The organism is Exiguobacterium sp. s57 (genome assembly GCF_018617685.1).
In the GTDB taxonomy this organism is placed as follows: domain Bacteria; phylum Bacillota; class Bacilli; order Exiguobacteriales; family Exiguobacteriaceae; genus Exiguobacterium; species Exiguobacterium marinum.
The window spans coordinates 80,362-103,802 of record NZ_JACSKR010000002.1 but is presented as its reverse complement, the minus strand read 5'-3'; the positions used below and the strand labels follow the sequence as shown (position 1 = coordinate 103,802).

Sequence of the window (23,441 nt, the reverse complement as noted above, 5' to 3'; positions counted from 1 at the left end):
CAATGCCGACAATTGCCATAGTTGAGGATGAAAAGAAAATCGCACGTTTTGTGGCGGCAAATTTACTTTCGCTTGGTTATGAAGTGAAACAATATATCGACGGTAGTCAGTTTTTAGAGGAAATTGAACGGAATCAGTTTGATTTGGTCTTACTCGATATTATGATGCCTCGAATGGACGGATTTGAAGTGCTGCGTCGTCTACGTACCGTGTCGGATATCCCTGTTATTTTGTTGACAGCTCGAAGTCAATCCAAAGATAAAGTAGATGGATTGAACTTAGGGGCAGATGATTATTTGACCAAACCATTTGCACTTGAAGAATTGTTTGCACGAGTCAAAGCGGTGCTTCGGAGATCCGTTGCCGAAGAAGTACTGGAAATGACTGTTCACATTAAAGGTGTTGAGATAGATCGTTTACGAAATAGAGTGTTTCACCGAGGGGAGGAAGTCAAGTTGACTCAAAACGAATTCTCCTTATTATCCGAATTGGGCAAGCATCTAGATCAAGTCGTTCAACATCGAGAGCTCTTGCAATCGGTATGGGGACCTGAATACGGAGAAGAGGTCGAATATTTGAGAGTTACCATTGGTCGAATCCGAAAAAAATTGAAAGCTGCCGGGGCAACAGAAGCGGCGAATCAACTAAAGACGTATCCTGGTATCGGCTACGCCTTACTCTCATAAGCGCCTTCGGGCGTTTTTTTATGGAATTGTTACGAAGACCCTCATTCTATTTATGCGTTTCTTATGGAGTGAGACGTAAAGTATAAATGTAAGCGATATCAAAAATAGAAAGGAAGTAACCCAATGAGTACATCCCCAGTTTCTCAACCCGTCTTGGAGCCCAAGCGAGAGCGCATCCCGTATTGGTGGAAAGTCGTCGCCGTCTTTTTCCTAGGTTGGATGTTTATGTATGCGGACCGGACCATCCTGAATCCGGTCATGCCGAACTTGGCTCAAGAGTTCGGGTTGAATAACGCTCAGCTCGGTTTGATTAACAGTGTCTTTTTCCTCACGTACGCCATCGCCCAAATCCCTTCTGGTTCACTTGGCGATAAGTTTGGACGGAAACGTATTTTAGTGCCAGGCTTCATTCTTTTCGGATTATTTACCGGAATTACTGGATTCGCTACAACATTTCTCTTGTTCATGATTGCCCGAGCAATCACAGGACTTGGCGAAGGAACGTATTACGGTCCGCAATATGCCCTGTCATCTGAAGCCATTCCAAAGCAATTTTTGACTATCGGAACAGCTATTATCAACAGTGGTATGGCACTCGGTATTTCGCTCGGTTACATCTCATCAAGTTATTTGACGCTCGAACTTGGAATGAGTTGGCGTACGCCGTTTTACTTCATGACAATCCCGACAATTTTAACCGGGGTCTTAATCTGGTTTGTCATCAAAGAAAAACGTCCAGAGCGTGTAGAGGCAACAGCAGAAAAATCAGATTTCTCTATCATGAGCTTGTTTAAAAATCGAAACTTACTTGCAACGTTCATTATGGTATTTTGTTCACTTTACGGCTTCTTCATGATTCTCACGTGGCTACCACAGTACTTGCAAGTCGAACGTGGGTTCCAAGGAAGTGATGTTGGATTTATCTCATCTCTCGTTCCATGGGCTTCAATCCCAGGGGCACTGTTGATTGGATACTTGTCAGACAAAATGGGCAAGAAGAAGCCGCTCGTATTTGTGCTCGTTCCTCTATCGATTGCTTCGATATTCGCCGTCGTATTCGTAGAAAGTACACCGCTTTTGTTTGCGGCGCTTATCTTGTACGGGTTGACTGGAAAGTTAGCACTTGACCCAGTCCTTCTTTCATTCGTAGCGAATAACGCACCGAAAAAAGTATATGGAACCGTATTTGGTGTCTATAACTTTGTCGGAATGACCTCATCGATTCTTGCACCGTATATCACCGGTTACTTGGTTGACCAGTCTGGGTCGATGCAAACAGGCTTTTATCTGGCAGCTGTCCTTCTCGTCATCGGGATGATTGCCATGTTGTTCACAAAAGAAACCGTCAATCCGACGGAAGCGTAAGGAGAGAAGCGTATGTTAACCACAATCATTCAAGAAAATACGTACCAAGATTCGGTGACACTCATGGTGTTGTCCAATCATGTCTCGAGTCTTGAAGGAATCAATAAAGTCTCAATCATGATGGGAACGCCAGCGAACCTTGATATTTTCAAAAGTACAGGTTTTTACACAAGTGAATTAGAAACAGCGACACCTCAGGATATGTGTATCGTTGTAGATTCAGAAACAGATCAGACAGAGCGACTATTGACCGCCATTCACGACTTCTTGAACAATCAAACGAAACAAGATTCAGGAGATAAACAAGAAGCTCGTTCTTGGAAAGGTGCTTTGGAAGAGTTGCCCGATGCGAACTTGGCTTTATTGTCGATTCCTGGACAATATGTAGAATACGAGGCAAGAAAGGCGCTCAATCAAGGACTGAATGTTCATATTTTCAGTGACAACGTTCCCGTTGAAGTCGAACGCGAATTAAAACAATTTGCTGATCAAAATGGATTGTTGGTCATGGGTCCAGACTGTGGGACTGCCTCACTTGCGGGAATCCCTCTGGCGTTCACGAACGTCGTTCAAACAGGGCGTGTCGGTATTGTGGGTGCTTCCGGAACAGGGATTCAAGAAGTGGCGACGTTGATTGATCGTCTCGGTGGTGGCGTATCGCATGCCATTGGAACGGGAGGACGTGACCTGTCTACGGAGATTGGTGGAATTTCGATGAAGGCGGGTATACGAGCCCTCGAACAAGATGCGTCGACAGATACGATTGTCGTGATTTCGAAACCACCTGCTAAGAAAGTGCGAGAAGAGATTGAACAGCTTCTTCAACAGGTGACAAAACCGGTCGTGGCTTTCTTTGTCGGTGAACATGGTCTCGCACCAAAACATCACGTGATTTACGCAGATACATCAGAAGAAGCAGCATTACTGGCACTTGGAAAGTCGACGACTGAACGGAAACGAATGGAGCAGGTCTCAAACGAAGCGACACGGATTGTCGGACTGTTCTCAGGCGGAACGTTAGCTGCGGAAACTGCTGATTTGCTTGCGCTCTCGTTTAGCGTAGAGGCAGACCGAGAACATCGTGACGGATTCTCATTCGATTATGAAGGAAATGTCGTCATCGATTTAGGAGATGACGTCTATACCCAAGGTAAACCGCATCCAATGATTGATCCATCAACGCGCATCGATTTTATTAATCGCTACTGCGATACGGACGATTCGATCGTACTCCTATTAGATAATGTTCTCGGATACGGTTCTCATGAAAATATGGCTGGCGCATTGCTTCCAACGTTACAAGCACTACAGACGTCACGACCAAACGTTCATGTCATCGTCAACGTATGTGGTACCGAGCAAGATCCACAACGTTATAGTGCTCAAAAACAACTTTTTGAATCAGCGGGTATCTTTGTCGCCGAGAGTAATGTCGCAGCTGTTGAGTACGCCCTTCATATGATTGGAAAACCTGTACCAAAATTCGAGGAGAAAACAATGCCGTCGATTGAACGGAATACACCGCAAGTGGAGTCGTCGGAAGCCATTCAACAGCTGTTACGTGCACCAAAAGTGATTAACTTAGGACTTCGCTCATTCGCAGACGCAGTAACGAATGAGGGAGGGCAAAGTGTGCAATACAACTGGCAACCGACTGCAGGCGGAAAACCACATCTTCAGCGCTTACTCGCGCTCATGTCTTGAGGAGGAAAACAAATGAGTATCGGAGCTATGATTCAAGAAGCAAATGAAAAAGTCGTACAAACCATTTTAAATGGTCAGCCATTTTTGACGGATGTCGTTCCGGCCCACACGGTCATCCCGATTTTAAAAGATAAAGTATTATTACACGCTGGTCCGCCGATTGCTTATCACGAGATGACGGGACCGATGAAAGGGGCAGCCATCGGGGCTGTCATATTCGAACAATGGACAGATGATTATGAAGAAGCGGAACAGATGCTTGAACGGGGAGAAGTGACATTTACACCTTGTCATCATGTCAATGCCGTTGGTCCAATGGGAGGGATCACATCGGGACACATGCCCGTTCTCGTCGTTGAAAACCGTAACGGCAGCGCCAAAGCGTATTGCACGATGAATGAAGGAATCGGTAAAGTGATGCGATTTGGTGCAAACGACGATGAGGTCATTTCACGTTTACATTGGATGAAAGACGTACTCGGTCCAGTTCTTTCAAAAACATTAAAAGAAACAGGTGAAGGTGTCAATCTAAACGTCATCATCTCAAAAGCGATCACGATGGGCGATGAGTTCCATCAACGAAATATTGCAGCTTCTGTTCTCTTATTGAAAGAATTAGCGCCATATTTAATGCTGGCAGAGATTGAAGATACGGAACGTCGAGATGTTTTACAGTTCCTTGCGGACACCGACCAATTTTTCTTGAACGTGATGATGGCGACATGTAAAGCCGTACTAGACGAGGCGCGTCAGCATGAGGCAGGCACGATTGTGACGGCGATGACGCGAAACGGAAAAGAGTTCGGTATTCGAATCAGTGGTATGGGGGACGAATGGTTTACAGCTCCGGTGAATACACCAGAAGGTTTATTCTTTACAGGATATAGCCAAGACGATGCCAACCCAGATATCGGAGACAGTGCGATTACTGAAACATATGGTGTCGGGGGAATGGCGATGGTAGCCGCGCCCGGTGTCACTCGTTTCTTAGGTCGGGCAGGAGCCAGTGAGGCCCAAGCGATTAGTGAAGAGATGATTGAAATTTGCGATCGGCACAATTCAAACTTAAGCATTCCATCTTGGGACTTCCAAGGAGCTTGCGTAGGAATCGATATTCGAAAAGTTGTGGAAACTGGAATCACACCAATCATCAATACAGGCATTGCGCATAAAAACCCAGGAATCGGACAAGTTGGTGCAGGTACCGTGCGAGCACCGCTCGCTTGCTTCGAAAAGGCGCTTGAAGCATATGCTGAAAAATTAGGGTTGGTTCAGCACGCATGATTCAAATTGGGGCGGTATACAGCTCGTATGCTGCCTCTCTCTTGCATGATGCATTTCATCCTCTTCAAGTCGAAGCCGTCTTTCAAACGGGCTACAATATCCGAGCAGGCGCAAACCTACTCTATATTGGAACGACAAAGAATGGATACGCGCCATTCGGTATCCATATGAAGACGGTGGATCAATTGAAATGGAGAGTAGGCGATTGTTTACTTGTTGGGACGGGAGCGACCATCCATCATATTTCGACTGGTGTGACAGTTTATCCGAACCAAGTGATGAGAATGAAAGTAGAGCGAATCAAGCCCGATCCTGTTCAATTCGAAAGAAATATCGAAGAGATGAATCGATTTCTAAAAAAACTTGGACACGATTGGAGTCGAGCTTATCGAGAAAAAGAACAGCCGTTATATGATTATTTGTCGAACATTGGTCAGGAAAAAGGGAAGCAACTTATCGGTTACGGAAAAGGGTTAACCCCGAGTGGTGACGATGTGATTGTTGGCTATATGGCAGTATGTGAAGTGTTAGGGCGACCGATGGGATGGCAGGTGGACTATGTATCAAGCGCCAAATATCGAACGACCCGAAGTTCAGTCGCATATTATGAAGCAGCACTACGTGGGGAATATACGAACGAACTGAACCGACTAATCACGGCACTTTTAACACGATCACCTTCCGACTGGCAGAGTGATTGGGAACGACTGATTGAGTTTGGTAGCTCATCAGGCCAAGATACGGCGTTAGGAATCTATTTAGCCTTGAAATATGAAATGGAGGACATGGTTAGATGAAAAAACGAATTGTGATTGCCCTTGGCGGGAATGCCATTTTAACAGATGACGGTTCTGCGGCCGCACAACGTAAAGCAATTACTGAAACGGTACGTCACATTGCTGATTTAATCGAAGAAGGGCACGAAGTTGTTTTGAGTCATGGCAATGGACCACAAATCGGTGCGATACTGATTCAACAACAAATCGCGGATTCGGAAAAAACACCGGCGATGGATTTGGGAACATGTGGTGCAATGACTCAAGGAATGATTGGATATTGGTTCCAACAGTTACTGAGAAATGAGTTATCTCGTCGCGGAATGGAGCGTCAAGTCGTCACGATGATCACTCAATCAGAAGTGGAGGCTTCAGATCAGGCATTTACCCAACCAACCAAACCGATTGGTCCTTTCTACAATGAAATGGAAGCATCACATATGCGAGCTCGAGGTGAGGTGGTGGTCGAGGATGCAGGAAGAGGATATCGAAAAGTGGTAGCGAGTCCAAAACCGGTTCAAATCGTGGAAGCACCAGTCATTCAAGATTTACTCCGTGCCGGTCATCTCGTCATTGCCGCTGGAGGTGGTGGAGTTCCTGTCGTTAGAGAACAATATATGCTACATGGAGTGGAAGCGGTCATCGATAAAGATTTTGCGGCAGCGCAGTTGGCTCAATCAATTCAAGCGACACATCTCATGATTATCACGGGTGTCCCTAACGTATGTCTTCACTTCAACCAACCTAACCAGGAAAAGTTAGAAGAAGTGACCACTTCAAAACTTGAACAGTTGATTGAAGAGAATCATTTTATGGCAGGGAGTATGTTGCCAAAGGTAGAAGCGGCTCTTCAATTTATTCAAGACGACTCTGAACGTGAAGCGGTTATTACAGATATCTCTTCTTTAAAAGGAGCGATAGCGGGTACTGCTGGTACAAGAATTCGATATGACTTTACGGCAGCAGGAATCGTTGACTAAGGTCATTACAAATCGTCGACCGATTCAACACACACAAATGACGTCCTGTTCTTTATGATGAATAAAGAGCGGGGCGTCTTTTGTGACTAAAAAACGGGTACTGATTAAGAATTCGGTTTGCGTCCCGTAACTGCGATCGTACGATAATCAAGCGAGCTCGTCCCCTTTGGATGGACGTAGCATTACGTTTCTCGACAGAAGCGATGAGCGACTTCGAGCGGTTGAAGCCAATCACATTCACATCCTCCCGCTTTTGAAGAATCGTCGCCATTGCATCACCAGCCCCACATCCGAGCTCGAGCACGGTGGTGTTTGGATACATCTGTAGCTGTTCGATTGTCCACTCGACTTCGATGCGGTGTTGGCGCACCGTCTTTTCCCCGATATATTTTCGACGGGACCGCGTGGATTTTCGTATTGGCTGTCCACCCAGTTTTTGAATACTTACGAGAGCATCTGTCACCTCATTTCAAGAGTAGCTCGATTGTAGCATATCGATGAGACAAAGGAGTCAACAACATGCGTTCATTTTGGATACTCGGCAACCAACTCTCGCACGAGCTTGCGATGCTGAAGGATATACAAGAAGATGACGTCATCGTCATGATTGAGGCGACATCACGCGCGACATGGCGTCCGTACCATAAACAAAAGCTCGTCCTCATCTTCTCGGCGATGCGACACTTTGCGGAAGAGTTACGTGACAAAGGGTATACCATAGATTATCACGAGGCGGATTCATTCCAAGAGGCATGGGACAATCATGTGAAACAGTACAATCCGGACGAAATTCATGTCACTGCCGTCACGGACGAACCGATGGCGAAAAAACTGAAACAGTTCGGTAAGAAACATCACCTTGTCGAACATACGGATGTCCCGCTCTTCTATTTATCGAAAGATGAAGCGACCGAGACACTCGGGAATGAGCCGTGGCGGATGGATCGTTTTTATCGTCTGATGCGGAAACGGTTCGATATCTTGCTCGAAGACGGGAAGCCGCGTGGCGGGAAGTGGTCGTTTGACGCAGAAAATCGAAAACCACCGAAAGAAGGACTGTCGTTTCCGTCCGCTATCCATTTCCGCCCCGACGCGATCACGAAAGACGTCATCGAAAAGGTCGAGTCGACATTCTCGGATCACCCGGGGAAGGTGAAACCGTTTCACTGGCCGGTCACACACACCGAGGCGAGACGGGCACTGAATCGATTCGTGAAAGAGCGGCTCGAGACGTTCGGTCCGTATCAAGATGCGATGATGGCAGATGAACCGGAGATGTCACACAGCCTATTGTCGGCTGCCATCAACATCGGTCTGTTGACGCCACATGAAGTCGTCGAGGCGGCTTGTGAGGCAGATGCTCCCTTGTCATCGATTGAAGGATTCGTCCGCCAAATCCTCGGTTGGCGGGAATATATGCGCGCCGTCTACCTCGCCGTCATGCCGGGCTATGAAGAAGTGAACACGTTCAAGCATGAACGCGACTTACCGTCCTTCTTTTGGGACGCGAAGACGGACTTGAACTGTCTGCATCAAAGTCTAAAGCCAGTTGTGGCACATGCCCACAACCATCACATTCAGCGATTGATGGTGCTCGGAAACTACGCGACGTTGTTTGAAATCTCACCGAAACAGACGAGCGACTGGTTCAATGAGATGTATATCGATGCCTATGACTGGGTCGTCTTACCGAACGTGCTCGGGATGGCCCTCCATGCGGACGGCGGGAAACTTGCCACGAAACCATATGTTGCCTCTGGGAAGTATATCGACCGAATGAGTGATTACTGTGGAGATTGCCCATATAACCCGAAACATACGACCGAGGACGATGCTTGTCCGTTCAACGCCCTCTACTGGCGCTTCATTGATCGTCACGAGAAACGATTCTCGAAAAATCAGCGGATGAAGATGATGGTCCGCAATTGGCAAGGGCGGGACAATGACGTGAAAGCCGAGATCTTAGTGAAAGCTGAACAGACGTTGACCGATTCCCCGTGAATCGGTTTTTTTACGTTTCCTTCATGAAACTTAGCGATTCCTTTATGGTAGCTTTACAATCGTTCGTTACGATAGGAGCTGTGAGACCCCCTCACTCCAAGTGAATAGTTACCGGTAGAACCTTTGAGAGACCAACAGAAGCCCGTACGTCGATGACGTGTCGTTTCTGTTGGTCCTTTTTTTCAAGAAAGGATGATCCAAGTGAATGAAGCGATTGCACGAATCGGACAAGAACGGATGATTGCCTCCATCAAGAGTCCGAAACAAATCGAAGCGTTTTTAAAAACGGATGTGACGACGACGTTTCTCATGATGGGAACGCTCAGCACGCTCGACCGCTATGTGGCGCACTTAAAGCGAGAGAATCGAACGGTCTTCCTCCATGCCGAGCGAATCAATGGAATTAGCCTCGACCGGGATGGCATCGATTACCTCGCCAAACGTGTCGGCGCCGACGGGATTGTCACGACGAAAGCGTCGGTCCTTCAGCATGCGAAGCGGGCGGGACTGTTGACGGTACAACGACTGTTTCTCGTCGACTCGGATGCGGTCGCGAGCGGGCTCAAGCTCGCCGAGGCACAACAACCGGATGCGATCGAACTGATGCCCGGTTTGATTCCGAGTGTCGTCGAAAAGATTTCCCAGGAAGTCTCCTTTCCGATTGTGACGGGTGGTATGATTCGTCAACCGATTGACGTGCATCGCGCCCTCGATCACGGGGCATTCGCCGTATCGACTGGGGATGAACGACTTTGGCACGCACAAAGTCGAAAGGAGGAATTAGCATGAAATCAATACAACTACAACAATTGGCAAAATCATTCGGAGAGACGGAAGTCATTCGAGGGATTGATGTGACGATTGAAGCGGGGGAGTTCTTCGCACTCGTAGGTCCTTCCGGCTGCGGGAAGAGTACGATGCTTCGGATGATCGCCGGGCTCGAATCGATCACGAGCGGCACACTTCGTATCGACGGCGTGGCGGCAAACGGGATGAAGCCGAGTGAGCGTCACTTGTCGATGGTGTTTCAAAACTACGCTCTCTACCCACATATGACGGTTGAGAAAAATATTACGTTCGGTCTACATACGAAAGGACTGACGAAACTCGAGCAGCGAGAGCGGTGCCTACAGGCGGCCGAGACACTTGGACTCACCGATTATATGAAACGGAAGCCGCGCGAGCTCTCAGGTGGTCAGAGGCAACGGGTCGCGTTGGCACGAGCGATCGTGACAGAGGCACCGATTTGCCTGATGGATGAGCCGCTCTCGAACTTGGATGCGAAACTACGGGCGAAGATGCGTTCAGAGATTCGTCAGCTGCAGCGAAAATTAGGGCTGACGATGATTTACGTCACCCACGACCAAGTCGAAGCGATGACGATGGCGGACCGCATCATGCTTATCAATGAAGGGGAGGTACAACAAGTCGGAAAGCCGCTCGACCTATACAATAAACCAGCGAACACGTTCGTCGCCTCGTTTATCGGATCGCCCCCGATGAACTTAGTAGAGGTCACCCGACAAGAGAGAGGGTGGATGGCAGCGGACGGACGTCTGTTCCATCCGAACGCATTGACAGAAATGTCAGAGGCGACGCTCGGCGTACGTCCGGAACAAATCAAACCGGCAGACGAAGACGTGACGTTTTATGCAGAGTTGAAAAACATCGAAGTACTCGGGACCGAGACGATTCTTGCCTTCGATGTCGGTGGCAATGAATGGCTGGCGAAATGGCCAGGACAATGGCCGCTCACTGTCGGAGAAAAAATGGCGTGTTACGTGGACCCGAAACAGATGTCGTTATTTGATGCGACCGGGCAACGAATTGAGCCAAGGCAACCGAAACTGTTTGAGGCGTTGGAGGTGTTCCAATGACGGTCGCCTTACCGAGAGAGAAAGTCCGCACGCGACTGTCGGACGCAGCGAGCGGATTGTTGTACTTGTCTCCGTCTATCGTCTTGTTTGGTGTCTTCCTTGTCTACCCGCTTCTGCGAACGATTTATTTAAGTTTTTTCCGAACCGACACACAAGGGACACCACTCGAATTTGTCGGAGTGGGGCACTACAGCAATCTGTTCACGAGTGCGGCATTTTGGCAAAGCATTCAGGCGACGGTTGGATTCGTTCTCTTGACGGTCCCGCTCACGATTCTCGTTGCGCTCGGTCTCGCACTCCTCGCCAATGAGAACTTGAAAGGAATCGGCATCTTCCGAACGGCTTTTTCGGCGACGATGGGGATGAGCGTCGCAGCATCATCGGTCATTTGGATGTTCATGTACAATCCGTCGATTGGCATTTTCAATCGGTTCCTCGAGGCGGTGGGGGCAAGTGGCGTCCAGTGGCTCCTTGATCCACAATATGCGCTTCTTTCCGTGTCGCTCGCGACCGTCTGGATGAACATCGGCTTCACGTTCTTGATTCTGCTCGGAGGTCTGCAAAACATTGACCGAACGCTATACGAGAGTGCGGACATCGCCGGGACAAGTTACTGGACACAACTTCGCGCCATCACGATCCCAATGTTGTCGCCGACACTCTTCTTCGTCAGCATCATCTCACTCATCAACGCCTTCCAGACGTTCGGGCAGATTGATTTGTTGACGAAAGGCGGACCGACGAATGCGACGAACGTCATCGTCTATGCTATCTATAAAGATGCGTTCATCAACTACAACGTCGGGAGTGCCAGTGCCCAGGCCGTGCTCTTGTTTATTGCCGTCCTTCTGTTGACATGGCTCCAGTTCAAACTGGTCGAAAGGAAGGTGCATTACCAATGAGATTACGGAATGTAGGCGTATATGTCTTACTCATCTTGAGTGCCGCCGTCATGCTGTTTCCAATCGGGTACGCATTCTCGATCAGTCTGATGGACGGAAAGGAAGTGCTCCAAGGACATCTGCTTCCACGTGAGCCTTCATTTGAAAACTATGTGGCCGCGTTCGAGCGCATCCCGATGACGACATACCTGCTCAACAGTTTGATCGTCGCGCTCCTCGTGATGGTCGGACAGGTCATCTTGTCGAGTCTAGCGGCGTTCGCCTTTGTTTTCATCGACTTCAAAGGAAAAGGGCTCATCTTCATGCTCTTCCTGGCGACGATGATGGTGCCGTGGGAAGCGACGATGGTGCCAAACTTTTTGACAATCCAGTCGCTCGGCTGGCTGAATAGCGTCTGGGGACTGTCTGTGCCGTTCTTCGCACTTGCATTCGGGACGTTCTTACTTCGGCAACAGTTTAAAACGATTCCATATGAGATGTACGAAGCGTCCCAAATTGCCGGAATCAGTCGCTTCCGTTTCTTTTGGAACGTCGTCTTGCCGGTCTCGAAGACGCCGCTCGTCACATTGTCAGTGTATAGCTTTTTAACGACTTGGAATATGTACTTATGGCCGCTTCTCGTCACGAACACGGAACAGGCGAGGACGGTCCAAATCGGAATCAAGCAGATGCAGTCGAACGAGGTCGCCTCGGACTGGGGCGTCGTCATGGCGGCGGTCATCTTGATTATCATTCCGACACTTTTATTGTTATTCGCAGGACAAAAGCACTTGCAAGAAGGGTTGACGCAAGGCGCAATCAAATAATAGGGGGACATGACAAATGAAAAAGCTTGGATTATTCGCAGGGTTGGCAAGTTCGGTGTTACTACTCGGGGCATGTGGAAGTGAAGAAGCGGCGCCGGTCGCGGCGACGACGGAAGAAGGAAAGACAGAGGTCGTCTTTTGGCACGCGATGAGCGGTGACTTGGAGACAGCATTAAACAGTCAGGTCGATGCGTTCAATGCTTCGCAAGACGACTATGAAGTGAAGCCAATCTTTCAAGGAACGTACGAGGAAGCGCTGACGAAGTTCAATGCGGTCGCCGGCTCGGAAGACGCGCCTGCCATCATGCAGACGTTTGAGGTCGGGACGAAATACATGATCGACTCGAACAAGATTACACCAGTTCAGGAGTTCATCGACAAAGAGGACTTTGACACGAGTGTGTGGGAAGAGAATATCTTGAGTTACTATCAGGTCGATGGCAAACAATACTCGATGCCGTTCAACTCATCAACACCGGTCCTCATCTATAACAAGGAGGCGTTTGAAAAAGCAGGGCTCGACCCTGAGAAGGCGCCACGGACGTATGACGAGTTGAAAGAGGCGGCGAAGAAGTTGACGACGGACGGTCAGACCGGCTTCACGATGCTCAACTATGGTTGGTTCTTTGAACAGCTCGTGGCTGCACAAGGTGGGCTGTACGTCGACAACGATAACGGACGAAGCGATGAGCCGACGAAGGCGGTGTTCGACGGGGAAGAAGGTCAGAATGCGTTCAACCTCATTAAAGAGATGTACGATGAGGAGACGTTCCTAAACGTCGGTCAGAACTGGGACGATATGCGTGCGGCATTCCAATCTGGAAAAGTCGCCATGTATCTTGATTCGTCAGCAGGAATCCGGACCGTTGCGGACAACGCAGACTTTGAAATCGGCGCATCGTATTTACCAGTACCGAATGAAGCAGATCGTCAAGGTGTCGTCATTGGAGGGGCTTCACTCTGGATGGGTGACGGGATTGCTGACGAAACGAAAGAAGGTGCATGGGAGTTCATGAAGCATGTGTCATCAACGGAAGCACAAGCGCAGTGGCATGTCGATACAGGATACTTCGCCATCAATCCTGAAGCGTACAACGAACCAGTCGTGAAAGAGATGTGGGCGAAATATCCACAGCTCAAAGTGACGGTCGACCAACTCAGTGAGACGAAGGCGTCACCGGCGACACAAGGTGCGCTCATCTCGACATTCCCGCAATCACGTCAAAGCGTCGTCAACGCGATGGAAAGTTTGTATCAAGGCGTGTCGGTCGAAGAGGCATTGAAGCGTGCGGCTGACGAGACGACTTCCACCTTGGGGCAGTGACATGTTGATTTACGCACATCGTGGATATAGCGCCAATTACCCGGAAAATACGCTGTCGGCGTTCGAGGCGGCTCTCCCGTATGTGGACGGAATCGAGCTGGACGTACAGTTATCAAAGGACGGTCGCCTCGTCGTCATTCATGACGAGACCGTCGACCGGACGACAGACGGGACCGGATGGGTAAAAGACATGGCACTTCAGGAGCTACGTCAATTGAAGATTGACGGGTACGAACGTATCCCGACGTTAGAAGAGGTGCTCGGATTGATTGAACGGAGCAACGTCACGCTGAACATTGAACTGAAGACGGATCGACTAGACTATCCGGGCATCGAACGCCTCGCTTGGCTCGCCGTCAACGAGTTTCAGCTGACTAATCGAGTTGTCTTCTCCTCATTCAATCGGGAGACGCTCGTCCGAATGCGGGATGTGGCGCCCCACGCACGTCTTGCGGTCTTGACGCTCACAGGAGAATCGGACATCGTCTCGTTTGCTGAAACGATTCGGGCCGAGGCGATTCACGCTCAGGTTGAGTTTATCGGTTCAACTGCATGGGAAGACATGAGGCACACGTCACTTGAGGCACGTCTCTACACAATCAACAACGTGAAGGACCTACCTCCGTTTCCGGTTTCAGCCATCATGACGGATGAAGTCGAACGGTTCGTGAAATAAGCAAACCGAAAACCCAGCTCCTTCAATAGAGGGAGCTGGGTTCATTCATGTCATGATTGGTTCTGGTGTTTCATAAGTCGAGACGACGACTTGATTGCGTCCTTCGTTCTTCGCTTGATAGAGCGCTGAATCCGCAAGGTCGACCATACGCTTGATGGAAAGGGCGGTACCATGGGCGACACCTACAGATGTAGTGATTTGAATCGGAGGAAAGTTATTTAAATAAAATACTTCAGTGGCAATTCGTTCCCGAATGCGATTAGCCACTTTATCCACTTTTTTTGGGGTCAAGTCGTACATCAAGATGACGAATTCTTCTCCGCCGATGCGAGCGACCGTATCGTGGGCACGTGTCTCCACCTTAAGGATGTCAGCAAACTGTTGCAAGACGAGATCACCATTACCGTGACCATATGTATCGTTCACTTGTTTGAAATGATCGATGTCGAGAGCGAGGACGTTGTAGGTACGATCTTCTTCTCCAAGTGTGGCGGTATAACGATCCCAAACTCGACGATTGAACAATCCGGTCAAGTGGTCTCGTTCGGAAGATTGCTTATACTCGAGCGCGCGTCGAGTCGTCTTCTCTAAATCAATCGTGAGCGTACTCGAGAGCAGCCCGACGAGCATGCCGACCATCCAAATGGTCAAAACGAGGGAGACAAAAGCAGGACCCCATCCCATATTGATGAATATGGCGATGGAGATGATAAAGAGCGCCCATATATTTAAGAAGATGCTTTGCAGGAAGAGGCGTTCTAACAAAAGTCGGTGAATCCAAAGCATGCCGATGCTGACGATGAACGTCGCGATAAAGGCAATCACAGCCTGCTCGGTCACTCCAAACAAGAAACGCGTACTCGCGATAACAAGTGTGGCAATCAACAATGGAGACCGGGCTCCGTAAAAAGCGAGTAAGACGAGTGGTAGGTGACGTAAATCTACACGAACTGTGTCATTGGCTTCAACGGCGTTATACATTAAAAAAAGACCTAGCGCACCTGCCATCAAACCGATGATGAAGCCACGGAGACGCTGTGAATTAAATAGAGAAGAGTGATAAATTTTTGAAATCACATAAAACCCGGTGAATGCGACACAGGCATTGAGCAATAGAACAGTGAGCGTCATTCTTTCACGACCTTTTTCATAGACTATACGTTAACCGTAGCAGTCTGCAAAATAATGTCAATCGTAAGATGTGCAAAAATCATATGGTCTTCACGCTTTTTTCTTCGTACCTCGAAACGCGAAGAACATGGCGATGCCAATCCCAATCCCGAGCCACCAGTTGTCGAGTGTAAGACCGAAGACGACAGCGAACACAACAGCGACCGGAATCGATAAGTATCCACGTTGTTTCATGATTTGTCACCCTTTCTTTGTCCTGCCATCCTTATTCCCGCAAATGCAATCCTTCATGCAATTCCGAGAACGCTTTCATGAAAATGGCTCAACCATGAGGTTTGTCCAAATAATGAACAGATAAATAAACATGTGAAAAAATGAACAATCTGTCTATTCAAAGGGAAAAACTCTTGCTATATTGTTTATGTGATATTATTCACAATAAATCAATTCATTCGTTAATGGAGGCATCCTACATGATTACATTTTTCATTGCTTTAGGAATATTATTACTTGGCTATCTCGTATACGGTCGCTACGTCGAGAAGACGTTCGGCATCAAGGAGGAGCGGACGACGCCCGCCTACGCTTCCCGGGACGGCATCGACTACGTGCCAATGGGCAAGAAACGGAACTCGATGATTCAATTGCTCAACATCGCCGGCGTCGGACCGATCTTCGGGCCGATCATGGGGGCGCTCTATGGACCGGTCGCCTTCCTTTGGATCGTGTTCGGGTCGATCTTTGCCGGGGCGGTGCACGACTATCTGACCGGGATGATCTCCCTGCGGAACAACGGGGCACACTTGCCGCAGCTCGCGGAGAAGTTCCTCGGGCGCTCGCTCCGACATGTCGTCAACGGGTTCGCACTTTTACTTCTCTTACTCGTCGGGACGGTGTTCGTCACGTCGCCGAGCAACATGATCAACAACTTGTTCGACGGGGACGCCTCGACGCTCATGTTCGTCATCTTCGGCGTGTTCGCCTACTATATCTTGGCGACGCTCCTGCCGGTCGATAAGATCATCGGACGCATCTACCCGTTCTTCGGGGCGCTCCTTGTCGTCAGCGCCATCGGGATCGCGGTCAGCCTGTTCGCACAGGGCTACAAGATCCCGGAGATGACATTGACGAACATGCACCCGGACGGCCTGCCGATCTGGCCGCTTCTCTTCTTCACGATCTCGTGCGGGGCGCTCTCCGGTTTCCATGCGACACAGTCGCCGATCATCTCGCGGACGACGATGAAAGAGAGCAACGGCCGCTCCATCTTCTACGGCATGATGATCGCCGAGGCGGTCATCGCGATGGTCTGGGCCGGGGCGGCGATGGCCATCTTCGAGCCGGGCGAATTGCTCGGGCTCATCAATTCAGGGACGCCGGCACTCGTCGTCCAGGAGGTGGCGACGCTCATGCTCGGCAGTATCGGCGGGACGCTCGCGATCCTCGGTGTCATCGTCTTGCCGATCACGTCAGGCGACACGGCGTTCCGTAGCGCTCGGATGATCATCGCGGACTACTTGTCGATCGCACAGAAGAAGTTCTCGTCACGCCTCTGGATCGCGCTCCCACTCTTCGCGATCTCATACGTGCTCACGAACATGGATTTCCAGATGCTCTGGCAGTACTTCAACTGGGCGAACCAGACGACGGCGGTCATCGCGCTCTTCGTCGGGGCGATGTATCTCTATATCAAAGGACGCAACCACTACATCGCGCTCCTTCCGGGGACGTTCATGTTGTATGCGGTCTGGTTCTACATCTTGACGGCGCCGATCGGCTTCGAGCTCGATGGGGTCCTGCCGTACGTCATCTCGACACTCGGGACGCTGACGCTGCTCTTCTTGTTCCATAAGCGGGCACGCGCGATGCGGGCGGCACAGGTGGAGTGTGACATTCCAGTGAAAGAAGTCGCATGAAAAAGGTTCGGCTGGTCAAAAGTATCAGTCGAACCTTTTCGCGTATGGTGGCGTACGAACATAAGAAGATGCGTGACGTGCATGCAATTCAATCGTGAATGTCGTACCTTCTTCATAAACGGAGTCCGCATGGATTCCCCAACCATGGGCCTCGGCAATCCGCTTACAAATACGTAGACCGAGCCCTGTTCCTTTAATGGTGTGATGGGCTTTCGAATCGACACGATAGTATTCATCAAAGACATATGGAAGTGCATCCGCTGGAATTCCGATTCCTGTGTCAGAGACGGATAAGGTGACGATACCTGCCTGATCCTCGACCTGTGTGTGCACAGTTCCTCCTTCAGGGGAGTATTTAATCGCATTTCCAATCAGATTATGGAGCATTTGTTTCAGTTTTTCTTCGTCTGCTTGAATATGGATGGGAGGAGCAGTGTAAGTCACTTCATGATTTGGTGACATGGCCTGATAACTCTCCGTGATGTCTTTAAGCAAAGGAAGAAGGGGAAAGGTTGTGACGGTCAGTTGTTCTGCCGAATAATCAATTTTTTGATAATCGAGGAAGTTATCGACGAGTCGATCTAACCGCTCTGCCTCTTCTTTGACATGTCGCAACATTTTGGACGTTTTTTCATTACCATCATGATTGTTCATCAACAATTCAGTATAGCCATGAATGGCAGTCAGAGGGGTACGGAAGTCATGGGACAGTTCAGCGATAAACGCGTTTCTTCGTTCTTCAAAGCGAACGGTTTCGGTTTGGTCACGCCACATGATGAAGACGCCTCTTGGTGTTCGGGTGAAGTTGAAGATCAGGTATAGCGTCCGGTCATCAAACCGAACGCGTCGTGACGTCATGCTTGGCCATGTCTCGGTCTCGCACTCGAGCAATTCTTGAATCATGTGCGCAACTTGCGCCATATCTGCTCCATGCTCTTCAAAAACTGTATAGAGGAAACGAGTTAACGTTTCCATGGAAGTGAACGATTGTGTCATCATCGAAGGGCACCAGTGACGAAGCAGGTGATTCGTATAAAGACGGTGTTTCGAAAAATCGATATAACACATCGCATCCTGCACTTCTTCCACAACGGAAGCGATGGAGAACGTGTGACGTTCCTGTTTTTGACGAGCGGATCGCTTTTGTACTACCCTACGAAATCGGCGCATCAACCTACCTCCTCGCAATCATTTGTACAGTCGTTCACAACTAGTATACGACATTTGAGCAGGAATCCCTATACAGGCGATAGTCCTAACAGAAACGTACCGAAATTGGGACGGACATGCAAAATACCTCTCCGTTGAGTGAACGGAGAGGTATTAGGTCATTCGGTCACATTTAATTGTCCCATCATCCCGTTCTCTTCATGCTCGAGGATGTGGCAATGATACATGAACGTGCCGGTTTCGGTGAAGGTAAGTTCAATTTTTACCCGTTCATCAGGAGCGACGGCTACCGTGTCTTTCCAACCTTTCTCATAATCGGCTGGTGGGTTGCCATCTCGACTGATGATTCGGAACTGGACACCGTGAATGTGGAAGGGATGCGTCATCCCGCCCATCATGTCTGGTTTGTTCTCGATTTCCCATATCTCTGTGTCCCCTTGTTTCACTTTTATATCGATTCGGTCTGGATCATACGTATCGCCATTGATGGACACCATGTTCCCCATCCCGAACAAGGTGAGCTGACGGTCTGTTTTCGTATTCACTGGAGTCAGTGTTTTCTTGCTCGTTGGTATATCGATGGACGTTTTGTCGAGTTCACCAACACGAAACGTAGTGAAAGATACTCCATCAGCCTCTAAGGCGACATCATCTTCTATTTCTGAAAAATCAATCAACACTTCGGCCCGTTCACCTGGTGTCAACGAGATGGTCTTCAAAGAAACCGGTTGTTCCAACAGCCCGCCGTCTGCCACGATTTGCGTCATGTTTTCCCCGTTCGATAGTGTAAAGTCAAAATCGCGCGCGTTCGAACCATTGACAAGGCGGACTCGGAGCGTTTCGGTCTGGACATCAAACGTTGTATTAATGGCTCCGTTCGCAAGAATCGTATCGCCCGTCGTCCCGTCGACGTTCATATGAGCATCGTAGTCAAGTTCACCATCTTTTGTGAAGAGCCGATCCTGTACGATAAGCGGGATGTCGTCGACACCATAGTCATTCGGGAGACCACTCTGTGCATCGTCGGTCACATAAAGAAGACCGGCGAGCCCTTTGTAAACTTGTTCAGCTGTTGCGCCCATCGGATGGGGGTGAAACCAAAGCGTACTCGGCTCTTGGTCGATATCGAGTCGAACTTGCGCACGGTCACCCGCTGCTACAGCTTGATGCGGCCCTCCGTCCATTTCGGCAGGGATAACAAGACCGTGCCAGTGGAACGTTGTCGGTTCATCCAATCGGTTGATTGTATCAATCACGACCGTCTTTCCTTTTGGGAGCTCGAGCATCGGTCCGAGTAAGTTCCCGTTATATCCAAGCGTTTCTGTCGATTTTCCATTTTGAAAGAACCGTGACGTTCCTTCATCTGCTACTACCGTATAATAGACGGTACTGTCCGTGACGCGGTCTGGTTTCAAGGGGGAGGGAATCGGAAGCGATTGTTCCGGTTCGTCAGATGCCTCGATTGCTTGCGTCGTTCCGTGTCCCATCGGTCCGCCATTTCCTGTCATTACATCGTTGCCCATCATATTATCATCCATCTGTTCAAACGTTGAATTGTCGCCCCACATATGATTCATATTGTTCATGTTCCATCTTCCATTGAATAAGACGAACAGTAGAACTAGAATGATCCCGATCAATATCCCCGTTAATAGGAACCATATTCCTTTTGATTTCATCCTATAACACTCCTTTATTATTCAGTCCTTACTTTGTTTTACCACTTAATTGTGAAAGAAACATGAAAGCCCAAATTCGTTTATTGATATACCGCTTAGGGGTATATCATCCGTATAAAGGAGAGGATGAATAATGGAGCATGAACATCACGAACATCATGAACGCCATGAAGAGAGTCATGATTCTCATCACGGAGGACATGGACATGAACATATGATTGAAGACTTTAAACGGCGCTTTTTTGTTTCGCTCGGTTTGATGATTCCGATCCTCCTGTTGTCGGATATGATTCAAGAATGGCTTCGATTTGAACTTGATTTTCCATTTGAAAAAACAATCTTGTTTGTCTTAGCGACGATTGTGTATGTATACGGTGGATGGCCATTCTTAAAAGGGAGTGTGGATGAGCTGCGGGATCGTAGCCCGGGTATGATGATGCTGATCGGCTTGGCAATCAGTGTCGCTTACTTCTATAGTGCCGCTGTCGTCTTTGGATACGGAAGTGGACATGACTTCTTTTGGGAACTCGCTTCACTGATTGTGATCATGCTACTCGGTCACTGGATTGAAATGCGTTCGGTCATGGGGGCGTCAAATGCGTTGGAGCAACTCGTCCAACTGTTACCGAACGAGGCGCATCGCATCAACGGGGAAGAGACGGAAGACGTCCCGATCTCTGAGCTTAAAGAAGGAGATCGGATTCTCGTCAAACCAGGGGAACAGGTTCCGGTAGACGGGAAGATTATCAAAGGGCAGACGACAATCGATGAGTCGATGTTGACAGGTGAATCGGTCCCGGTCGAAAAGTCCGAAGGTGAGGACGTCATCGCAGGTTCCATCAACCAAGAAGGGAGTTTGACGATTGAAACGATCGGTACGGGAGAAAGTACGTACTTGTCAAAAGTGATTGAATTGGTGAGTGAGGCACAAAAATCGAAGTCACGGGCTCAAAACTTGGCAAACCGTGCGGCGAAATATTTGTTCTACATCGCGATTGCTGCTGGAGTCATCACATTCACCATCTGGTTCATGCTCGGCTACTCGGTAGGGACGGCGGTCGAACGGATGGTGACGGTCATGGTCATCTCGTGTCCGCATGCACTCGGACTGGCGACACCGCTCGTCGTCGCAGTTTCGACAGCGCTATCGGCGAAACAAGGTCTTCTCATCCGTAATCGGACCCAATTTGAAGAAGCACGTCGACTCGATGCCGTCATCTTTGATAAGACCGGTACGTTGACGGAAGGGAATTTCGGCGTCACGGACGTACAGGCGAGCTCGTCTTATACGGAAGAAGACGTGTTACAACTTGCAGGATCGGTTGAGCGTGAGTCGCAACATCCACTCGCACAAGGAGTATTGAGAGAAATAGAAAAACGGGAGTTGAAGCTCTACGCTGTAGATCATTTTGGCTCCATGACAGGTATCGGATTAGAAGGAACTGTTGACGGTGCGCACATACAAGTCGTCAGTCCACGTCATATCCGTGATCAACATATTCAAATCGATGAAGAAACGTTCACGCGATTATCGGAAGAAGGCAAAACCGTCGTCTTTGTCCTGAAGGACGGTGAATGGGTCGGTATGATTGCGATGGCCGATCTAGTAAGGGAAGAGGCGAAGGAGACCGTCGAGGCCCTTCGTGAAAAAGGCATCCGCTCCATCATGTTGACGGGGGACAACGAGAAGGTCGCGCATTGGGTCGCGGGTCAGCTCGGTATCGATGACGTGTATGCCGAAGTATTGCCAGACGACAAGGCGAACCAGGTAAAAGACGTCCAGAAAGATGGCAGCAAAGTAGCGATGGTCGGAGATGGGATCAATGATGCCCCGGCCTTAGCGCAAGCTGATGTCGGAATCGCAATCGGGAGCGGGACAGACGTTGCTGTCGAGACGGCAGACATCGTCCTCGTCCGCAGCAATCCGAAAGATGTCCTATCGATTTTGGAACTTTCACAAAACACGTATCGGAAGATGATTCAAAACTTGTGGTGGGCCGCTGGTTACAACATCGTCGCCATCCCACTCGCTGCGGGCGTGTTGGCGCCAATAGGTATTATCCTATCACCAGCCATCGGTGCCGTTTTGATGAGTCTAAGTACTGTCATTGTCGCTATCAACGCTCGACTTTTGAAGATTTAACAAGTTTTTCATCTTTAGCACGTATGCTAGATGGGATGCTAATGATGGAGGGATTGAGATGAAACGAACGTTTATGCTATCACTATTACTGACTCCCCTGCTCTTGTCGGCGTGTGGAGCAGAAGAGGAACCATCGGATACAAATCAATCAGAAAACGAAACGACAGCGACACAGGACATGTGGCAACGCGTGGGAGCGGATGAAATGGTCTCCCACATCCACGGGGCAGGATTTTGGCAAGACGACGAACGTCCTGTCATCGCAACTCATGCCGGGTTGATGGAATATCGAGAAGACGGTTGGTATACGCTTCCGACAAATCGCCATGACTATATGGGGTTTGAAGTCGTCGAGGATGGATTTTATGCGAGCGGTCACCCCGATCGTCGGACAGATTTCAAAAATCCACTTGGGGTCATGCATGGAAAAAATCATGGGGTGGTACTCGAGAGTCGGTCGCTTGAAGGCGAGGCAGATTTTCACTATATGAGCGCCGGTTATGCCACAGGTACACTCTACGTTTATCTGGAAGAAGCGACCTCGGAGCTAGAACCGGGATTTTATCGTTCCATCGATGGTGGGAGCTCATTTGAACCGATGCAGGTGCAAGGAATAGAGGAAGCGCAAGTGGCAGGTATCGTCGCCGATGCGACGGATGCGGAGCGCGTCTTCTTGTACGGGCCGTCCGGCATCCTCGTTTCGAATGACTCTGGAGATTCGTTCGAGCCACTTGTTGAAGCAGAACAAGTTGTCACGGTCGGAGCGGATGAGGGGCAGTTGGCCTACGTACGACAGACAGATGGTTCTTTCGAAGGGGTTCGTTTCAACTTAGACGATGAGTCGACAGAGACGTTCAACCTTCCAAAGCTTCAAGCGGATGCTGTGCCAATCAAATTGGCAGTCAAAGAGGAGCGCATGTTGCTCGTCACATCGGATAACAGCGTATATGAGTTTACAGACGGGGAATGGGAGATGCGCCTCGACAAAGGTGAGCTCAACTGATCAAAAGACGCCTTTCCA

General features: G+C 49.2%; 21 protein-coding genes. 16 read left to right on the top strand and 5 right to left on the bottom strand.

All coding sequences use genetic code 11. The features are described 5' to 3' along the window. Nucleotides 1-2 precede the first annotated feature (2 nt). The 6 genes from KNO98_RS06875 to arcC all read left to right on the top strand — a co-directional run bounded on the left by KNO98_RS06875 (nt 3) and on the right by arcC (nt 6,795). Nucleotides 3-686 (top strand): response regulator transcription factor, encoded by a 684-nt coding sequence (locus tag KNO98_RS06875; RefSeq protein ID WP_026825117.1) that lies wholly within the window; start codon nt 3-5, stop codon nt 684-686. A gap of 123 nt (nt 687-809) precedes the next feature. After that, entirely contained in the window at nt 810-2,051 is a 1,242-nt protein-coding gene (locus KNO98_RS06870) for an MFS transporter (RefSeq protein ID WP_214700131.1), read from the top strand. A 12-nt stretch (nt 2,052-2,063) separates the two neighbouring features. Continuing rightward, entirely contained in the window at nt 2,064-3,755 is a 1,692-nt protein-coding gene (gene fdrA / locus KNO98_RS06865) for an acyl-CoA synthetase FdrA (protein ID WP_214700129.1), read from the top strand. Between the two features lie 12 nt (nt 3,756-3,767). Next, a complete protein-coding gene (locus KNO98_RS06860) occupies nt 3,768-5,039 on the top strand; it encodes a YlbE family protein (RefSeq protein ID WP_026825120.1) in 1,272 nt (423 codons plus the stop codon). Further along, nucleotides 5,036-5,836 carry an oxamate carbamoyltransferase subunit AllH family protein gene (locus KNO98_RS06855; protein WP_026825121.1) on the top strand — a complete coding sequence of 267 codons (801 nt, stop codon included), beginning with the start codon at nt 5,036-5,038 and terminating at the stop codon, nt 5,834-5,836. Before KNO98_RS06860 ends, KNO98_RS06855 begins: the two co-directional genes overlap by 4 nt. After that, nucleotides 5,833-6,795: a carbamate kinase gene (arcC, locus tag KNO98_RS06850; RefSeq protein ID WP_214700127.1), complete on the top strand. Its 963-nt coding sequence runs from the start codon at nt 5,833-5,835 to the stop codon at nt 6,793-6,795. The genes KNO98_RS06855 and arcC overlap by 4 nt, the downstream gene beginning before the upstream one ends. Before the next feature lie 52 nt (nt 6,796-6,847). On the opposite strand, the gene KNO98_RS06845 is transcribed toward arcC, so the two are convergent. After that, nucleotides 6,848-7,165, bottom strand: a complete 318-nt coding sequence (locus KNO98_RS06845) for an SAM-dependent methyltransferase (protein ID WP_214700125.1) — start codon at nt 7,163-7,165, stop codon at nt 6,848-6,850. A 149-nt stretch (nt 7,166-7,314) separates the two neighbouring features. On the opposite strand from KNO98_RS06845, the gene KNO98_RS06840 reads away from it, so the two are divergent. The 7 genes from KNO98_RS06840 (at nt 7,315) to KNO98_RS06810 (ending at nt 14,381) form a co-directional block, all read left to right on the top strand. Continuing rightward, nucleotides 7,315-8,796: a cryptochrome/photolyase family protein gene (locus tag KNO98_RS06840; protein WP_214700123.1), complete on the top strand. Its 1,482-nt coding sequence runs from the start codon at nt 7,315-7,317 to the stop codon at nt 8,794-8,796. 201 nt (nt 8,797-8,997) lie between these two features. Continuing rightward, the gene (locus tag KNO98_RS06835) at nt 8,998-9,585 is read left to right on the top strand and encodes a glycerol-3-phosphate responsive antiterminator (protein WP_371742764.1); all 588 of its coding nucleotides are present in this window, start codon (nt 8,998-9,000) and stop codon (nt 9,583-9,585) included. Next, complete coding sequence (locus KNO98_RS06830) at nt 9,582-10,673, top strand: ABC transporter ATP-binding protein (RefSeq protein WP_214700119.1); 1,092 nt, start codon at nt 9,582-9,584, stop codon at nt 10,671-10,673. Before KNO98_RS06835 ends, KNO98_RS06830 begins: the two co-directional genes overlap by 4 nt. Then, nucleotides 10,670-11,575, top strand: coding sequence for a carbohydrate ABC transporter permease (locus KNO98_RS06825; RefSeq protein WP_214700117.1), 906 nt, complete (start codon nt 10,670-10,672; stop codon nt 11,573-11,575). The genes KNO98_RS06830 and KNO98_RS06825 overlap by 4 nt, the downstream gene beginning before the upstream one ends. After that, nucleotides 11,572-12,381, top strand: coding sequence for a carbohydrate ABC transporter permease (locus KNO98_RS06820; RefSeq protein WP_214700115.1), 810 nt, complete (start codon nt 11,572-11,574; stop codon nt 12,379-12,381). The genes KNO98_RS06825 and KNO98_RS06820 overlap by 4 nt, the downstream gene beginning before the upstream one ends. Before the next feature lie 16 nt (nt 12,382-12,397). Further along, the gene (locus KNO98_RS06815) at nt 12,398-13,705 is read left to right on the top strand and encodes an ABC transporter substrate-binding protein (RefSeq protein WP_026825128.1); all 1,308 of its coding nucleotides are present in this window, start codon (nt 12,398-12,400) and stop codon (nt 13,703-13,705) included. Further along, entirely contained in the window at nt 13,668-14,381 is a 714-nt protein-coding gene (locus KNO98_RS06810; RefSeq protein ID WP_214700113.1) for a glycerophosphodiester phosphodiesterase, read from the top strand. The genes KNO98_RS06815 and KNO98_RS06810 overlap by 38 nt, the downstream gene beginning before the upstream one ends. A 45-nt stretch (nt 14,382-14,426) precedes the next feature. On the opposite strand, the gene KNO98_RS06805 is transcribed toward KNO98_RS06810, so the two are convergent. Then, on the bottom strand, nt 14,427-15,512 hold the full coding sequence (locus KNO98_RS06805; protein WP_214700111.1) for a GGDEF domain-containing protein: 1,086 nt from the start codon (nt 15,510-15,512) through the stop codon (nt 14,427-14,429). Between the two features lie 90 nt (nt 15,513-15,602). After that, nucleotides 15,603-15,746 (bottom strand): hypothetical protein, encoded by a 144-nt coding sequence (locus KNO98_RS06800; protein WP_026825140.1) that lies wholly within the window; start codon nt 15,744-15,746, stop codon nt 15,603-15,605. Nucleotides 15,747-15,985: 239 nt separating this feature from the next. Here KNO98_RS06800 and KNO98_RS06795 point away from each other — a divergent pair, with 239 nt between their 5' ends. Further along, on the top strand, nt 15,986-17,428 hold the full coding sequence (locus KNO98_RS06795; protein ID WP_214700109.1) for a carbon starvation CstA family protein: 1,443 nt from the start codon (nt 15,986-15,988) through the stop codon (nt 17,426-17,428). Nucleotides 17,429-17,452: 24 nt separating this feature from the next. On the opposite strand, the gene KNO98_RS06790 is transcribed toward KNO98_RS06795, so the two are convergent. Together KNO98_RS06790 and KNO98_RS06785 are read right to left on the bottom strand one after the other, a co-directional pair. Beyond that, nucleotides 17,453-18,598, bottom strand: coding sequence for a sensor histidine kinase (locus tag KNO98_RS06790; protein ID WP_214700108.1), 1,146 nt, complete (start codon nt 18,596-18,598; stop codon nt 17,453-17,455). Nucleotides 18,599-18,756: 158 nt separating this feature from the next. Continuing rightward, nucleotides 18,757-20,277, bottom strand: a complete 1,521-nt coding sequence (locus KNO98_RS06785; RefSeq protein WP_251129988.1) for a multicopper oxidase family protein — start codon at nt 20,275-20,277, stop codon at nt 18,757-18,759. A 133-nt stretch (nt 20,278-20,410) separates the two neighbouring features. On the opposite strand from KNO98_RS06785, the gene KNO98_RS06780 reads away from it, so the two are divergent. Both KNO98_RS06780 and KNO98_RS06775 read left to right on the top strand, forming a co-directional pair. Beyond that, nucleotides 20,411-22,420 (top strand): heavy metal translocating P-type ATPase, encoded by a 2,010-nt coding sequence (locus tag KNO98_RS06780; RefSeq protein WP_251129515.1) that lies wholly within the window; start codon nt 20,411-20,413, stop codon nt 22,418-22,420. A 58-nt stretch (nt 22,421-22,478) separates the two neighbouring features. Beyond that, nucleotides 22,479-23,423: a F510_1955 family glycosylhydrolase gene (locus KNO98_RS06775; RefSeq protein WP_214700106.1), complete on the top strand. Its 945-nt coding sequence runs from the start codon at nt 22,479-22,481 to the stop codon at nt 23,421-23,423. Nucleotides 23,424-23,441 lie beyond the last annotated feature (18 nt).